This window comes from Oceanibaculum indicum P24 (genome assembly GCF_000299935.1).
GTDB lineage: Bacteria > Pseudomonadota > Alphaproteobacteria > Oceanibaculales > Oceanibaculaceae > Oceanibaculum > Oceanibaculum indicum.
On sequence record NZ_AMRL01000002.1, the window covers coordinates 1 to 16,088 of the forward strand.

Consider the following 16,088-nt stretch of genomic DNA (forward strand, 5'->3'; position numbering starts at 1 on the left):
CCAGCACCGGCAGGCCGGTCTCCGCTTCGAGGTCCGCCGCATCGGCAAAGCGCGTCCGGCGCCGGCCGGCAAGCCCGGCGGCCAGCAGGCCCGAAAGCAGGGCCACCGCCGCCGCCAGCAACCAGCTGCCCCAACCGGCCGCCTGCGCTGCCTGGCGCGGCACGGCAGCCGCCGACACAAGCCGCGCATCGAAGCCTTGCTGGGCGCGCTGCGCCAGCTCGCTCTCATTGGCGCGGGTCAGCACCGCCTCATAGAGCTGGGTGCGGGTGCGCAGCTCCTCCTCTAGGGCACGGATCGCCGCCTCCGCCTCATTTTGGCCTTCGACCAGCGCGGTCAGACGCTCGACCTCAAGCTGCAAGGCGCGTTCGCGCACCCGCGCCACCTCGGCCTCATTCTCCAGGCTGGCAACCAGCTTGCGCACTTCCTGCGCGATGGTGCCGCGCAGCTCCTCCAGCTCCGCCTGCGCCTCGATGAGGCGCGGATGTTCCTCGCGGTACTGGGTGCGCAGCTCGGCCATGCGGCGCTGGATGGCGGCTTCCTGCAGGCGCAGTTCGCGCACCAGCTCGGTATTCAGCACGATGCTCGCACTGTCGATGGCGCCGGGCCGGTCCAGCAGGCGGCGCACCTGCTGCGCGCGCGCCTCGGCCTCGGTGCGCTGTGCCACGGCAGCGACAAGCTGGGTGCTGACCTGGGACAGCTGGTCGCGCTGCAGGGAATTGCCGCCGACCTCCACCACGCCGGAGCGGCGGCGATATTCCTCAAGCCGGCGCGCGCTTTCCAGCACGTCGGCGCGCAGGCTGTCCAGCTTCTGGCTGAGCCAGCGCCCGGCGCGTTCGGCGGCGCTGTCGCGGCGGGTCGTCCTGCCTTCGAGATAGAGCTGCGCCGTCAGGTTGGCCGCCCGCGCCGCCAGCGCCGGATCGGCAGCGGTGAAGCCCACCGTCAGCAGGCGGGCACCATCGGCGGGCGTGACGCTCAGCCGGTCGAGATAGGCGTCGGTCCCGCGCTCCAGCGGATCGGAGGTGGGGCTGGCCAGCATCGGTTCGCTCATCAGATCTGCCAAGGCGCGCCGGGCGGCGTCCATGGTCAGACCCGTCCAGTACAGCAGTGGATTGCCGTCCGCCGCCAGAGTGTCGGGATTGCCGGCCAGTCCCAGCTCTTGCACCGCCTGGCTGGCGAGATCGCGGGATCGCAGCAACCCCGCTTCGGTCAGCAGCGCGGTGCGGTCCACCGTCCCGGCGGCGAACTGATTACCCTCGCGTGGCTCCAGCACCAGTACCGCCTCGGCGCGATAGCGCGGCGGCTGGGCCAGGATCAGGCCGGCGCCCAGCGCGAAGACGACAAGGGTCACGCCGATGAGCAACCCCTTGCGCCGGCCAATGGCCGCGCCGAGCCCGCCTTGCGCAGGCCTCGCCCAGGCCGGTCCATCCTGCATACCGGACACAGGGCCATGCCCCGCCCGGTAGGGGGTCAGTTCCGTCATGCCCGCTCTCCCCCCTGTCTCATGATTGACTGTCCCATGACTATCGCCGGGACCGGCCGATTTCGATCACATCACCCGGCAGCACCACCATATCCGGGTGCCCGGCGATCTCCCGCCGTCCCTCGGTCTCCCCGCGCAGGATCGTGACCGCCGGAACTGCTGTATCCGCGCTGTAGCCACCCGCCAGGGCCACTGCGCGGCGCACATCGAGTGCCGGCTGATAATTGTAGCTGCCTGGCCTTTCGACACCGCCCAGCACGAAGACGGGCCGGTAGCGCGCGACCTCGACCGCCACCTTGGGGTTGACCAGATAGCGCGCGTCCAGCCGTTCGGCGATGGCGTCGCGCAAAGCCCCCGCCGTGCGCCCGCCAGCCTGTACCGCGCCCAGCAGCGGCATGGCGATCTGCCCCCCGGCGTCCAGCTCCGCCTCGGTCGTCAGGTCGGGCTGACCCCAGACCGTCACCCGCACCCTGTCGCCCGGCGCCAGCGCATAATCGGCGAGGCTGACCGCCTCGTCCGGTGTCGGTTCCGGGGTGCTTTCCGGTGTCACGGCGCAGCCAACCAGGGCGACCGCAAGCAGGGGCACAACCGCCCACGCCCGCAGGACGGCCGCTGCACCTTCAAACATATTGCGTTTCATCGGACGCCCACCCCAACCAATGCCCGGAATCACGGCATCATATCGCATTCGGGCGGTCAAGATGGAGGTTAGATGCGAAATCGCGAGAGCGGTACCTCTATCCGCCTGAAATACCGGGAGTAATGGCCGCACTAGCGCCATATAGGATCATGTTTTGTCTGGATATAATTAAAATTATATGTAATTATCTTGCCTCTGATCGCAACGGCTTGCGAGAGAAACACTGATTTAATGACCGAACTTTGATAAAAGACCTGGATACCTGTAGAAGTTCCGCCGCGACAGGTCGCGCAAGGAACCCGGTGTCCCACGGCCACGCGAACACGCCGTCTCGCGAGGGTTTCGACGGCAAGCAAACCACAAGGGCGCAACAGCGTCTGACGGCACAATGATCCGCAAGTTGGGGAGCGGTAGATGGCAATATTGACGCAAGCAGCACAGGGCGGGCAAACCGCCCGCGGTCCCAGCCAGGAATATATGCTGCTGGACTATCTGCAGCGCCTCAGCCGGAACAATCTGGAAGACCGCACGGCCGTGCATCTGCACCTGTCGCGGCTGCGCCCCAACAACCGGCGCGACCACCATATCCGTATCGCCGCCGCGACCTTCGAGGGCATCGTCCAGAATTACGAAGGCCAGACCTTCATCCTGTCCAATTCCGACATCTTCTTCATCTGCAAGGGCGCCACGCTGCAGGACATCGACACCGCCGTCATGAAGGTGCGGTTCCTGTTCAGCGAAGACCCGCTCGCCCAGGGCGACGAGGAAGAGGACATTCACAAATTCTGCACCTGGTACAACATGGAGAGCCAGTACGACGACGTGCTGGAAGTCGCCAAGAAGATGCACCGGGAGCGCGAACGCCAGGCCCGCATGAACGCGACCGCCGACCCCAAGGCGGGCGCCAAGCGCAGCGGCCGCCGGCCGATCGAGCCGGAGCAGCTGGGCAAGCTGGAGCAGTTCCTGGCGCGCGCCGACATGTCGAACCTGATGCGCCGCCAGTCGATCTGCGCGATCACGCCGGGCATGCCGCCGCAGCCGGTGTTTCAGGAGCTGTATATCTCCATCCCCGACCTGCAGAACACGATGCTGCCGGAGTACGATATCGGGGCCAATCCGTGGCTGTTCCAGCATCTGACCCAGACGCTGGACAGCCGCATGCTGTCGCTGCTGATGCGCAATGACGACAGTTCGATCGCCAGCTCCTTCTCGATCAACATGAATGTCTCGACGGTGCTGTCGCCGCAGTTCCTGAACTTCGATTCCAGCCTGAAAGCCGTGGCGCGCGGCACCGTTGTCGTGGAATTCCAGAAGATCGACATCTTCGGCGACATGGGCGCCTATGTCTTCGCCCGCGACTTCCTGCGCGAGCGCGGCTACCGCATCTGCCTGGACGGGCTGAACCACCTGACCATCCAGTTCATCGACCGTGAACGGCTGGGCCTCGACCTGCTGAAGGTGATCTGGACGCCGGACATGGCGGAAGACAATTCGGGCAACCGCCTGGCCGAGCTGAAACAGCATGTGGATCGCTGCGGCCGCGCCCGCATCATCCTGTGCCGCTGCGACAATGACGAGGCGGTGCGCTTCGGCCAGTCGCTCGGCCTGACCATGTTCCAGGGCCGCCACGTCGACAAGATGCTGGCCGAGGGGCGGCGTATCTGACACCGTCCCATCGCCGCGCTTTCTAGGCGATATCGATCAGCAGCGAACCCTGAATTTCGCCGGCTTCCAGCGCGGCATGCGCGGCCGGCACCTGCTCCAGCGGGAAGCGCCGGTCGATCCGGTGCTTCAGCCCGCCTTCCGTCAGGCAGCGCGTGATGTCGGCGAAGGCCTGGCGCTTTGCAGCCTCGGGCATGTCGAAGATCGCGACCATGCGGATGTTGGTGTTCTTGTACATTAGCAGGTGGAAGGGCAGCACCGGGGCTGGCATCGAGTCGGAGGCATAGGTTGCGATGGTGCCGTTCGGGCGCATTAGTACCGTGACCGCCTCGATATTCGTGCCGAACGCCACCTCCACCACATGATCGACACCCTTGGGCGCGGCCTGCTTCGCCGCCTCCAGCAACTCCTTGCCGTGCGGGATCGCGACATCGGCGCCCAGCGCCTCAGCCTCGGCGCGCTTCTCCGGCGTGGAGGCGGTGGCGATGACCCGTGCACCCGCCCACTTCGCCAGCTGCACGGCATAGCGCCCGACCCGGCCGGTCGCCCCGGTCACCAGCACGGTCTTGCCGCTGATATCGCCATCGGCGAACAGGCTGCGATGTGCGGTGACCGCCGGCACGCCAAGACAGGCACCGTCATCGAAGCCGATCCCGTCCGGCAACGCGATGGCATAGTCCGCCGGCACGCAGGTGAAATGCGCCGCCGTTCCGAAGGGGCGCTTGGCCTGCGCGGCGAACACCCAGACCCGCTGGCCGATGCGGGACGGATCGACGCCCTCGCCCACCTTGTCGATGGCGCCCGCCCCGTCCTGATGCGGGATGATCCGCGCGAACCGGTCCAGCTCCCGCCCGTTCGAGCGGCGCTTGCTGTCGGTCGGATTCACCCCGGAGACGGCGAGCCGCACCCTGACCTCGCCGGCGGCGGGGATCGGATCGGGCATCTCGCCGATTGTCAGAACCTCGGGCGTACCTTTTGCCTCGTACCAGACCGCGCGCATCAGTTTCTCCCTTGCGATAGAGGCTGAGGAACCCGGTCCTCCGCCCGTGCGTAATAGGCCAGCGCCAGCAGCGTCACCACTGCCAGCGCCGCGAACAGGAACCGGTAGGGCAGATCGGCCGCCCCCGGCACGGACGCCGCCACGAAGCCGATCAGCACGCCGCTGGCCATCTGCAGGGCGGCGGCACCGGTCTGCACCGCAATGTTCACCGTGGTGATGCCGCGCCCCACCAGATGGTCGGGGAACAGCGTGCGGCCATGGGCGACGACGATGACGTTATAGGTATTGAACAGGGTGAAGCCGATCAACAGCGCGGCCACCAGCCACAGGCTGGACTCGGCGAACATCGCAAGGCCGGCAAGGCAGGCCATGCTGCCGCCGCCACCCGCCAGCACCAGCTTGCGGCGGCTCTGGATGCGGCGGTCCAGCGGGCTGTAGATCAGCGTGCCGGCAATGATGGCGAGGCTCATCCCCAGCAGGATATTGCCCCGCTCCACCCCTTCCAGCCCGTGCACATCGTGCAGGAAGGGGGCCGCCCACAGCCCCAGCACGGTGATGGTGCAGGCATAGGTAACGAAGCCGGGCGCCAGGATGTAGGGCAGCTGCGGGTTGCGGAACACCGCCTTCAGCCCGGCCCAGATATCCGCGCCGCTCTCGCGCTTGCGGGCGAGGAACTGATGGCCGGGCGGCGCATCGCGTACCCCGGCCAGCACGGCCAGAACCACGGCCAGCGTCACCAGCCCCATGACCAGGAAGGTGCCGCGCCAGCCCAGCCATTCGGTCGCCAGCGCCATCGGCGTGGTGGCCAGCAGGTTGCCGGCATTGGACAGGGCAATCATCCAGCCCATCGTCATGGTGAAGGAGCGCGCATCGAACCAGCGCGCCAGCACCACGAACCCGCCCATCATCACGCCGGCGCAGCCAATGCCGATCAGCACCCGGGCCAGCACCACATGCCAGTAGGTCTCCGCCAGGAAAAACACGATGGAGCCCGCCACCGCGAACAGCATGGTGCCGGCGATGGTGAGGCGCGAGCCATAACGGTCGAGCAGGATGCCGGTCGGGATCTGGGTCAGCGCGAAAGTCAGGAAGAAGGCCGCCGTCAGCATGCCCATCTCGCTGGCCGACAGCGCCAGGTCGCGCATCAGCTCCGGCGCGATGACGCCGGTGGCCGAGCGGAAGAACTGGCTGAGAATCGCCGCCAGGCCGAGGCAGAGAAAGATGCGGATGACGGTGGCGCGCCAGCCTTCCGGCCGCCTCTCTCCTGCCTCGTCCATGAATGGCTCAGCCCTTCGCCAGCGGGGTCTTCGCCTTGACCGGCGGGACCAGGAAGTCGAAATCGACGCCCTTGTCGGCCTGCGTGACCGTATCCATCAGCAGCTTGCGGTAGCCGCGGTCATCCTCCGGCCGCAGCGGGCGCGGCGGCAAGGAGGCGCGGCGGCGTTCGATCTCCGCCTCGTCCACCAGCATGTCGAGCCGCCGGCCGGCAACGTCGAGGCGGATGCGGTCGCCGGTGCGGACCAGCGCCAGCGGCCCGCCATCGGCGGATTCCGGCGTCACATGCAGCACGATGGTGCCCGCCGCCGTGCCGCTCATGCGGCCGTCGGAAATCCGCACGATATCCTTCACACCCTGGCGCGCCAGCTTGCGCGGGATCGGCAGATAGCCGGCCTCCGGCATGCCGGGATGGCCCTTGGGGCCAATATTCTGCAACACCAGAATATCATCCGCCGTCACCTCCAGATCGTCGGAATCGATGCGCGCGGCAAGGTCCGCGGCATCGGCGAAAACGACGGCGCGGCCCTCATGCTGCATCAGCTTCGGATTGGCGGCGGACTGCTTGATGATCGCCCCGCCGGGACACAGATTGCCGCGCAGCACAGCGATGCCGCCCTCGGCATAAATCGGATCCTTGGCGGTGCGCACCACATTCTGCGGCCAGGGCTTGGGCGCGGCCTCAATCTCCTCGCCCAGGGTGCGGCCGGAAACGGTCAGGCAGTCGAGATTCAGCAGATGCTTCAGTTCGCGCAGGATCATCACCAGCCCGCCGGCCTTGTGCAGGTCTTCCATGTAGTAGCTGCCCGACGGCTTCAGATCGACCAGCACCGGCGTATCGGCCCCCAGCCGGTCCACCGCCTCCAGATCGACCTCGATGCCCATGCGCCCGGCCATCGCCGTCAGATGGACCAGGCCGTTGGTCGAACCGCCGATAGCCAGCAGAACGCGCAGCGCATTCTCGAACGCCTTCGGCGTCATGATCTTGTCTGGGGTCAGCCGGTCGGCAGCGATACGCACAGCGGCAGCGCCGGTTTCCTCGGCATGGCGCTGGCGCGCGGCGGAGACGGCGGGCGGACAAGCGCCGCCCGGCAGCATCATGCCCAGCGCCTCGGTCACCAGCGCCATGGTGCTGGCCGTGCCCATGACCGAGCAGGTACCGGCAGTCGGCACCAGTTGGTCGTTCACCTCGGCAATTTCCTGATCGTCGATCTCCTCGGCGCGGTAGCGGCCCCAGAAGCGGCGGCAGTCTGTGCAGGCACCCACCCGCTCGCCACGATGGCTGCCGGTCAGCATGGCGCCGGTGACCAGCTGGATCGCCGGGACATTGGCGGAGGCCGCGCCCATCAGCTGCGCCGGCACGGTCTTGTCGCAGCCGCCGATCAGCACCACCGCATCCATCGGCTGGGCGCGGATCATCTCCTCCGTGTCGATCGCCATGAGGTTGCGCAGATACATGCTGGTCGGATGCGCGAAGCTCTCATGCAGCGAGATGGTGGGGAATTCGATGGGCAGCGCGCCCTGCAGCATGGCGCCGCGCTTCACCGCCTCCACCAGGTCGGGCACGTTGCGGTGGCAGGCATTGTAGCCGCTGAAGGTGTTCACGATGCCGATGATCGGCCGGCCCAGTGCATCATCCGTATAGCCCATCGCCTTGATGAAGGCCTTGCGCAGGAACAGCGAGAACCCGTCATCGCCGTAGCTGGTCAGTCCCCGCGACATGCCGCGCTTTTCGCTGCTCATCCTTGTCCTCCCCGTTTTCTTCACGTGCCTGACAATAGACCGTCCTTGAAATTGTCAACAATCCTGTTCTACGCATGGCTTGCCTATGGTTAGCTTGAGGCTGCAAACCGCAGGCGGTTTTCACCAGGCGGACGGAAGCATGAGCGAAGCACTGGCACTCGACGGGGAGACCCCGCAGGACCGCATCGTGCAGCGGATCGAGGAGGATATCGTCTTCGGCCGGCTGCATCCGCGCGAGCGGCTGGTCGAGGAAGCGCTGGCCGAACGCTTCGGCGTGAAGCGCCATATCGTGCGCGAGGCGCTGGCCGATCTGGAGCGGCGCGGGCTGATCGAACGCTTCCGCAACCGCGGCGCCATGGTGAAGGCCTATACGCCCGAGGAAGTGGAGCAGCTCTATGCCGTGCGCGCGCTGCTGGAAACAAGCTGCGCCGAGATGCTGCCGCTGCCGATGGACCCGGCCCGCCTCGCCGAGCTGGAAGCGCTGCAGGACGAGCATGACGCGGCGGTGGCGGCGCAGGACCTGCCGCGCATCTTCCGCCTGAACGTGCAGTTCCACCGCGTGCTCTATGCCGGCTGCGGCAATCCCTATCTCGCCGGCGTCATCGACGAATTCGCGCAGAAGACCCACGCCATCCGCTTCTATTCGGTGGTGCAGCCGGAGACCATCGCCTATGCCCGCGACGACCACCGCGATATCCTGAAAGCCATCCGCGAGGGTGACCGGCAGCGCCTGATGGAAATCTGCCGGCGTCACCTGATGCCCTCGAAGGAGGCCTATATCGATGCCTACCGCCGCCGCTTCGGCCTGATCGAGTAGGGCGCCTTCCGAGCTCAGGGAAAGTCGCTGGAGCCCAGACAAACCTCCAAACCGTCACCCCCGCACTTGTTGCGGGGGTCCAGGCCTCGGCTCACTGGATCGTGTACTGAGCAGGCTGAAGCCTGGATTCCCGGCCCCTCTGGTTAAGCCAGAGGATGGCCCGGGAATGACAGTCTGAGAAAACCCGAAGATTGAGTATCACGCCGTCCAGAGAGCGCCCCTAACCCACCTCGAACAGGCCCATCATACCGCCTTCCTGATGCTCCAGCACATGGCAGTGCAGCATCCACATCCCCGGATTATCGGCCAGGAAGGCGATCTCCGCCGTCTCGCGCGGAGCCAGCAGCACGGTGTCGAGGAAGGCGTCGTCCGCGACCGGCTGGCCATTGCGGGCGATCACCCGAAAGGCGTGACCGTGCAGGTGGATCGGGTGGAACCAGGCGGTGTCGTTCTCCAGCACCATGCGGCAGCTCTGCCCCTGCTTCAGGCGGAACAGCGGATCGTGCAGATGGCCGCTGACCGCCTCGCCATTCACCGTCCAGGCAAGGCCGTGCTGGAACATCTCGCGCAGGCCTACGGTACGCCCGTCCATGCGGGCGCTGGCCATCTGGCTCATCATGCCGCCGCCGAAATGCACGCGGTGGATGACCGCATTGGCCAGATCGGGCGCCGGGACGGTATTGGCCGGCAGCCGGATCGACGCATTGAGCGGGCTGTCGCGCAGCGGCGCCTCGTCGGAATAGGCGAGATCGACGAAACGGTAGTGCATTTGCCGGTAGAACCGGTCCACCACCTGGAACTGCTCGCCCGGCCTGCCCTGCATATCGAGGATGATGTCGGCGCGCATCCCCGGCCCCAGCACGATCTGCCCGTCCTTCGGCGCGTGCGGCGTGACCGGATGACCGTCCAGCGCCACCACCTGCGGCTGGTGCCCCTGGAACTCCAGCGCGAACAGCCGCGCATTGGCGACATTGACGAGCCGCAGCCGCAGACGCTCGCCCGCCCGCACCGGCAGCTGCTCGGTCAGCCTTCCATTCAGCGTGACGGTGTTGCCGATGCGCCCGTCATGGGTGCGGTCATGCATGTCGCCGAAGCCGCCGACGATCTGCGCGTCGCGGCCCAGCCGCCAGTCATCCAGCAGCCACACCATCTCTCGGTCCACCCGGACCGGTTCGCGCTCCTCCACGATCAGCGCGCCGGACAGGCCGCGCCCGAGCTGTTCGGAGCTGCCGAGATGCGGGTGATACCAGTAGGTGCCGGCGTCGGGCAGGGCGAAGCGGTAGGTGAAGCGCCCGCCCGGCGCGATCGGGTCCTGCGTCACATGCGGCACGCCGTCCATAGCGTTGGGCAGGCGAATGCCATGCCAGTGCACGGTGGTCGCCTGCTCCAGCCCGTTCTCGACCGCGATCTCGATGGTCTCGCCCTGCAGCGCGCGGATTTCCGGGCCGGGGACGCTGCCATTATAGCCCCAGACCGACGTGTCGGGATGGCCGTTGCCCACCAGCGGGACGGTCGCCGGCATCGGCTTCAGCGCGAAGCGCCGGACGCCATCGGCCGCAGGGGTCGCCGCCAGAGAGGGCCGGGGCAGAAACGCCGCCGCCGCTCCAAGAGCCCCTCCGGCGATCAGCACATCACGGCGGGAAAGCGGCGGCAGGCGGTGCATGACCCTACTCCTCGGCAGCAAGCAGCGTGGCTTTGACGGCGCGTTTCCAGCCCGCGAATTTGCGGGCGCGGGTGGCCTCCTCCATGTCGGGCTCGAAGCGGCGGTCAAGCTTCCAGCGCTCGGCGAACTTCGCCGGCTCCGGATAGAACCCGGCCTTCAGCCCGGCCAGATAGGCGGCGCCCAGCGCCGTCGTCTCCAAGACAACTGGTCTGTCCACCGGCGCATTCAAGATGTCGGCCAGGAACTGCATGGTCCAGTCGCTGGCGACCATGCCGCCATCGACGCGCAGCACCGTGTCGCCGCTCGCTTTGCCCCAGTCGCCCTGCATTGCCTGCACGAGGTCCCGGGTCTGGTAGCACACGGATTCCAGCGCCGCGCGCGCCAGCTCCCTTGGCGTCGTGCCGCGCGTCAGGCCGAACAGCGCGCCGCGCGCATTGGCGTTCCAGTAGGGCGCGCCAAGGCCGGTGAAGGCCGGCACCAGATAGACATCCTGATTGTCGTCGGCGGCATCGGCCAGAGCCGCCGTCTCCGACGCCTTTTCGATCACGCCCAGCCCATCGCGCAGCCATTGCACGGCGGCCCCGGCGACGAAGATCGAGCCTTCCAGCGCGTAGGTCCGCTTGCCGTCCAGCTGATAGGCGATGGTGGTGAGCAGCCGGTTGCGCGAGATCACCGACTGGCTGCCGGTGTTCATCACCGCGAAACAGCCGGTGCCATAGGTCGATTTCAGCATGCCCGGCTGGAAGCAGGCCTGGCCGACCGTTGCCGCCTGCTGGTCGCCGGCCACGCCAAGGATGCGGATGGAGCCGCCCAGAATCTCCGGCGCGGTATCGCCGAAATCGGCGGCGCTGTCCTTCACCGCCGGCAGCAGCGATGCCGGCACCTGGAAAAGCGCCAGCATCTCCTCGTCCCACTGCCCGCGATGGATGTCGAACAGCAGGGTGCGCGCGGCGTTGGTGGCGTCGGTCACATGCGCGCGGCCCTGCGTCAGCCGCCAGATCAGGAAACTGTCGATGGTGCCGAAGGCGAGGTCGCCGGCCTCGGCGGCGGCGCGGGCACCGTCCACATGGTCCAGCGTCCAGGCGATCTTGCTGGCCGAGAAATAGGGGTCGAGCAGCAGGCCGGTCTTCGCCGTTACCTCCGCCTCATGGCCCTTCTGCTTCAGCGCGGCGCAGAAATCGGCGGTGCGCCGGTCCTGCCAGACGATGGCCTTGTGGATCGGCTTGCCGGTGCGGCGGTCCCAGATCACCACCGTCTCGCGCTGGTTGGTAATGCCGATGCCGGCAATGTCGGCGGCCGAAACGCCGGCCTTCTCCATCGCCTCGCGGCAGGTTGCGACCACGCTGTCCCAGATTTCCTCGGCATCGTGCTCGACCCAGCCGGAACGCGGGAAATGCTGCGTGAACTCGCGCTGGGCGGTGCCGCGCACCTCGTAATCCTTGCCGAACAGGATGGCGCGGCTGGAGGTGGTTCCCTGGTCGATGGCCAGGATGCAGGACGGCATGATGGTCCTCCCTATTTTCTTTTCTTGGTCTGACAGCCTCAGCTTGGACGGTTCCGCATCCAGCCGTCCAGTGCCTCGGCCTGTTCTTTCGTAAGCCTGAGACCGAGCTTGGAGCGCCGCCACAGCACATCGGCGGCACTCACCGCCCATTCACGGTCCATCAGATAGGCAACTTCGCGCTCATAGAGATCGGCACCGAAATGCTGGCCAAGCCCAGCCGTGTCGGTGACACCCTCCAGCAGCTCCGCCGCCTTGGTGCCATAGGCGCGGACCAGACGCCTTGCGTGGGCTTCCGCCAGATAGGGGTGGGCCGCGCGCAGCGCCGCGACCTGATCGGCAAAGCCCAGAACCGGGAAATCACCGCCGGGCAGCGTCGCCCCCTCGGTCCAGGGCTTGCCCATGCCCGGCAGATGCGGCTTCAGCAGCGCCAGTGCGGATTCCGCCAGCTTGCGATAGGTGGTGATCTTGCCGCCGAAGATGTTCAGCAGCGGCGCGGCCCCCTCCGGCGCGTCCAGCTTCAGCACATAGTCGCGCGTGGCGGCCTGCGCCTTCGACGCGCCATCGTCATAGAGCGGCCGCACCCCGGCATAGGTCCACACCACCATGTCCGGCGTGACCGGCTGTTTCAGATAGCCGCTGACCGCATCGCACAGATAGCGGGTCTCCTCCTCCGAGATCGCGACATGCGCCGGGTCGTCCCGGAAATCCTGGTCGGTGGTGCCGATCAGCGTGAAGTCGCGCTCATAGGGGATGGCGAAGACGATGCGCCCGTCGCTGTTCTGGAAGATGTAGGCCTTGTCATGGTCGAACAGGCGCGGCACCACGATGTGGCTGCCCTTCACCATGCGGATGCGCGCCGCGGCGTTCTGGCCCACACCTTCGGTCAGGAAGCGCGACACCCAGGGACCGGCGGCATTCACCAGCGATTTCGCGCGGACCGTCTCGCGGCTGCCGGCGGCATCCTCCACCGTCACCTCCCACACGCCATCGATGCGGCGCGCCCCTGTGCAGCGGGTGCGGGTACGGATTTCCGTGCCGCGCGCCGCCGCATCCATCGCGTTCAGCACGACGAGGCGGGAATCCTCGACCCAGCAATCGGAATATTCGAAGGCCTTCACGAAATCGCCGGCCAGCGGCGCGCCAGCGGCATCGCGGCTTAGATCGAGCGTCCGCGTGCCCGGCAATATCTTGCGGCCGCCCAGATGATCGTAGAGGAACAACCCCAGCCGGATCAGCCAGGCCGGGCGCAGCCCCTTGTGATGCGGCAGCACGAAGCGCAGCGGCCAGGCGATGTGCGGGGCCATGCCCAGCAGCACCTCACGCTCGATCAGCGCCTCGCGCACCAGCCGGAACTCGTAATATTCCAGATAGCGCAACCCGCCATGGATCAGCTTGGTGCTGGCCGAGGAGGTGGCGCCGGCAAGGTCCTGCTGCTCGCACAGGAAGACGGAGAGGCCCCGGCCGGCGGCATCGCGGGCAATGCCGCATCCGTTCACGCCGCCGCCAACGATGGCGATGTCGAAAATCTTGCTCATGGAAGGTGATAGCATCTGCGCGCGTTGGAGAAACGCATGATCTAGACCATCCGCCGGCACTTCGCCATGGGGTTATTGTGCCGCACCCCTGTCAGAAGCGCCCCAGAAACGGCCCATCAAAAGCGACGGAGCAGCCGGTCGATATAGTCCAGCTCGTATTCCGGGCGGCTGGTATCGCCGGAGCGGCGGCGCAGTTCGTCGAAAATCTCGCGGGCACGCTTCAGGTCGGACTGCTCGGGCACCTCGACATCGCCGGTCGCGAACTGGCCGTCATTATTGTAGGGCCGGCCGAACGGATCGCGCTCGCCCTGGCGGCGGCCCTGCTGGCCCGGCCGGTCCTGCCCCTGCTGGCCCGGCTGCTGGCCGGCCATCATCTGCTGGGCCATCTGTTCGGCCATCTGCTGCGCGCCGGAGCGCAGCTGGTCCAGCGCCTCCGTCTCGGCGGGGATCGCATCGCCCGGCTGGTTGCCGCGCAGCGCATCGCTGGAATCGCGCATGGCGCGTTCCGCCTGGCCCAGCTGGCGGGGAATCTCGCCAGCCTCGCCCATGCGCCGCATCAGGTCGCCCAGCGCACGGCGCAGCGCTTCCTGCAGTGCGGCCCCGCGTTCCGGCGTCATGCGCGAACGGCCATCGGCCTGGCCGCTGCGGCCCTCCTGCCCCATCTGCTGATTCTGGTCGCCCTGCTGCGGCCCCTGCTGGCCCTGCATGCCGGGCTGCTGGCCGCGCTGCGAGGGGCGGTCGGCATTGCCCTGCATCTGCTGCTGCATGCGGAAGGTCTCGTCCAGCAGCTGCTGCTGCCGGCGGGTCAGATCCTGCAATTCCTGCAGCGCCTGCATCTGCTGCTGCATCTGCTGGTTCTGCTGCTGCGGCATCATGCCGGCGCGCATATTCTCCATCATCTGCTGCAGCTGGGAGAGCATCTGCTGCGCCTTGTCGCGCGCGCCGGAGCGCATCATCTCGCGCATCTGGTCCATCATGCGCTGCAGATCCTGTCGGTCGATCTGCTGCATCTGCGACGGGTCGAAGGTCGGCGGCTGGATGCCCTGCTCGGCCATCTGCTGCATCTGCTCCATCATCGCTTCCATGAAGCGGTCCATGGCGCGCTCCAGCTCGTCCATCAGCCGTTCAAGCTCTTCCTCCGGCGCGTTGCGGGCCAGCGCCTCCTGCAGCCGGCGCTGAATGTCGCGCAGGTCGCGTTCGGCCAGCGACACGCCGCCATCCTCCAGCCTGAGCGCGGTATCCCAGAGCAGATCCTGCACGGCTTCGATGTCCTCAGCGCCGGCGTACAGCCGCGCGATGGCCGATTTCAGCGCGAGAAACACCACCTTGTCCTCGTTATAGGCCTGCGGCGCCGCGGCGACATCTGTCAGCTTTTCGGCGATATCCTCACGCGCCGCCGGGTCCAGCGTCAGCCGCTTGCGCTGCTCGATAATGGCGCGGGCGACCGGATGGGTGAATTCACGCTCTGGCAGGACCATGAGGAAGGGCGCGCTCAGCCCCTCCTGACCGATGGCGTCCTCCGCCTTCAGCTCAATCTGAACCGGCGTGCCGGCCCAGGGATGCGGGGTGAGGTCATGATAGGAAACGGCGCGCGCCTGCTTCGGTGACAGCGCCGGCAATACCAGCGCCAGTTCCAGGGTCGCCGTGCCGATGATGGCCGCCCCCGGCTCGATGGAGGCGGTCCGGCGGATGATCGCGGTCACCTTTTCCAGCCCGTAATCGTCGCTGGCCTCATAATCCAGCTTCAGCGCCGCGCGCTCGCCGGCGGCGGGATCGCTGTGAAAGGCGGCGATGGGCGCCTGGTCGGGCACCACAGCGATACGCCATTCCTGCAGGAGCGTGCCTTCCTGCTCGATGCGCAGCGTGCTGCCGGCAGTCAGCTCCGCCTCCAGCCGGTGATTGCTGGAATCGAGGCTCTCAAACGGCGTCTGGCTCTGGTCGATGCGCAGCACCGGCTGGCCCGTGCCGCCATGCACCTGCGCCAGCAGCTTGCTGCCGGTCGGGATGGAGAGTGTCGGCTGATCGCTCTGCGCAACGGCCGGATCGGCGGATACCGTATCGGTCTTCTTGCGCAGATAGAGCGGCGGCAGGCCGGTATAGGCCGGCGGGTTGATCCAGGCATCGACGGTCGGCGGACCGGCGGGAACCGCGCCGGCGAAGCTGGGCGTCACCGCGCGTAGCAGCCGGTCATCGGCATCGCGCCAGCCGGTGGCAACGGCAATCACCAGCAGCAGGCCCAGCGCCGCGCGCAAGCCCCAGACATCCAGCCGGGCAAGGCCGGGCGAAGGCAGGCCAACGCGCAGGCTGCGCACCAACCGGGCGAGCCGGGCCTGATGCGCCTGCCACAGCGCCTGCGCCATCGGGTCCTTTGGGTTGGAGCCCAGCGTATCCTGCAGGCCGGACAGCGGACGGTGGCCAAGGCCGCTGGCGGTTTCCAGCCGGCGCAGCGCGGCGCGGCCCTCGGGCAGGCGCAGCCGGCGCAGATTGCGCACCGTCAGGAACAGGAAGACACCGAGGAACAGGACAAGGGCCGACAGGTGCAGCGCGAAGCCGAGCGACGGCAGGACATCGAGCAGGGCCAGCGACAGGAACAGGCCGGCGACACCGACGCTGGGCCAGAGGGCGGGCCATGCCGCCTCCCAGAACAGGGCGAGCCAGGCCAGGCGCGGCTTCAGGCCGCCAGCCACATTTCCGGCAAAGGCCGGCTGTCTATCCTGTTCCAGAGGGCTCCGATCCATGTCCGCTCCTTCCAACCCCATATCAGCGAGA

The 16,088-nt window shown here is 67.3% G+C and carries 11 protein-coding genes; 2 read left to right on the top strand and 9 right to left on the bottom strand.

The window, feature by feature from the left end; translation table 11 throughout:
* Together P24_RS01915 and P24_RS01920 are read right to left on the bottom strand one after the other, a co-directional pair.
* A partial coding sequence (locus P24_RS01915) for a GumC family protein (RefSeq protein WP_008943002.1) occupies positions 1-1,480 on the bottom strand: 1,480 nt, incomplete at its 3' end.
* Positions 1,481-1,520: 40 nt separating this feature from the next.
* Complete coding sequence (locus P24_RS01920) at positions 1,521-2,066, bottom strand: polysaccharide biosynthesis/export family protein (protein WP_192813218.1); 546 nt, start codon at positions 2,064-2,066, stop codon at positions 1,521-1,523.
* Positions 2,067-2,534: 468 nt separating this feature from the next.
* Between P24_RS01920 and P24_RS01925 the strand changes: the two genes are divergently transcribed.
* Positions 2,535-3,785: a hypothetical protein gene (locus tag P24_RS01925; protein ID WP_121221588.1), complete on the top strand. Its 1,251-nt coding sequence runs from the start codon at positions 2,535-2,537 to the stop codon at positions 3,783-3,785.
* A gap of 22 nt (positions 3,786-3,807) precedes the next feature.
* Here P24_RS01925 and P24_RS01930 read toward each other — a convergent pair whose 3' ends face one another.
* The 3 genes from P24_RS01930 to P24_RS01940 are packed head-to-tail and all read right to left on the bottom strand — an operon-like array spanning position 3,808 to position 7,800.
* The gene (locus P24_RS01930) at positions 3,808-4,782 is read right to left on the bottom strand and encodes an NADPH:quinone reductase (RefSeq protein WP_008943005.1); all 975 of its coding nucleotides are present in this window, start codon (positions 4,780-4,782) and stop codon (positions 3,808-3,810) included.
* The gene (locus P24_RS01935; RefSeq protein ID WP_008943006.1) at positions 4,782-6,059 is read right to left on the bottom strand and encodes an MFS transporter; all 1,278 of its coding nucleotides are present in this window, start codon (positions 6,057-6,059) and stop codon (positions 4,782-4,784) included. The genes P24_RS01930 and P24_RS01935 overlap by 1 nt, the downstream gene beginning before the upstream one ends.
* Before the next feature lie 7 nt (positions 6,060-6,066).
* Complete coding sequence (locus tag P24_RS01940) at positions 6,067-7,800, bottom strand: IlvD/Edd family dehydratase (RefSeq protein ID WP_008943007.1); 1,734 nt, start codon at positions 7,798-7,800, stop codon at positions 6,067-6,069.
* A 139-nt stretch (positions 7,801-7,939) separates the two neighbouring features.
* Here P24_RS01940 and P24_RS01945 point away from each other — a divergent pair, with 139 nt between their 5' ends.
* Positions 7,940-8,617 (top strand): GntR family transcriptional regulator, encoded by a 678-nt coding sequence (locus P24_RS01945; RefSeq protein ID WP_008943008.1) that lies wholly within the window; start codon positions 7,940-7,942, stop codon positions 8,615-8,617.
* A gap of 220 nt (positions 8,618-8,837) precedes the next feature.
* Here P24_RS01945 and P24_RS01950 read toward each other — a convergent pair whose 3' ends face one another.
* The 4 genes from P24_RS01950 to P24_RS01965 form a co-directional block, all read right to left on the bottom strand.
* The gene (locus tag P24_RS01950; RefSeq protein ID WP_008943009.1) at positions 8,838-10,280 is read right to left on the bottom strand and encodes a multicopper oxidase family protein; all 1,443 of its coding nucleotides are present in this window, start codon (positions 10,278-10,280) and stop codon (positions 8,838-8,840) included.
* Positions 10,281-10,284: 4 nt separating this feature from the next.
* Positions 10,285-11,784 carry a glycerol kinase GlpK gene (gene glpK, locus P24_RS01955; RefSeq protein WP_008943010.1) on the bottom strand — a complete coding sequence of 500 codons (1,500 nt, stop codon included), beginning with the start codon at positions 11,782-11,784 and terminating at the stop codon, positions 10,285-10,287.
* Positions 11,785-11,822: 38 nt separating this feature from the next.
* Positions 11,823-13,319, bottom strand: coding sequence for a glycerol-3-phosphate dehydrogenase (gene glpD, locus P24_RS01960; RefSeq protein ID WP_008943011.1), 1,497 nt, complete (start codon positions 13,317-13,319; stop codon positions 11,823-11,825).
* A 116-nt stretch (positions 13,320-13,435) separates the two neighbouring features.
* The gene (locus P24_RS01965; protein WP_008943012.1) at positions 13,436-16,057 is read right to left on the bottom strand and encodes a TIGR02302 family protein; all 2,622 of its coding nucleotides are present in this window, start codon (positions 16,055-16,057) and stop codon (positions 13,436-13,438) included.
* Positions 16,058-16,088: the final 31 nt, after the last annotated feature.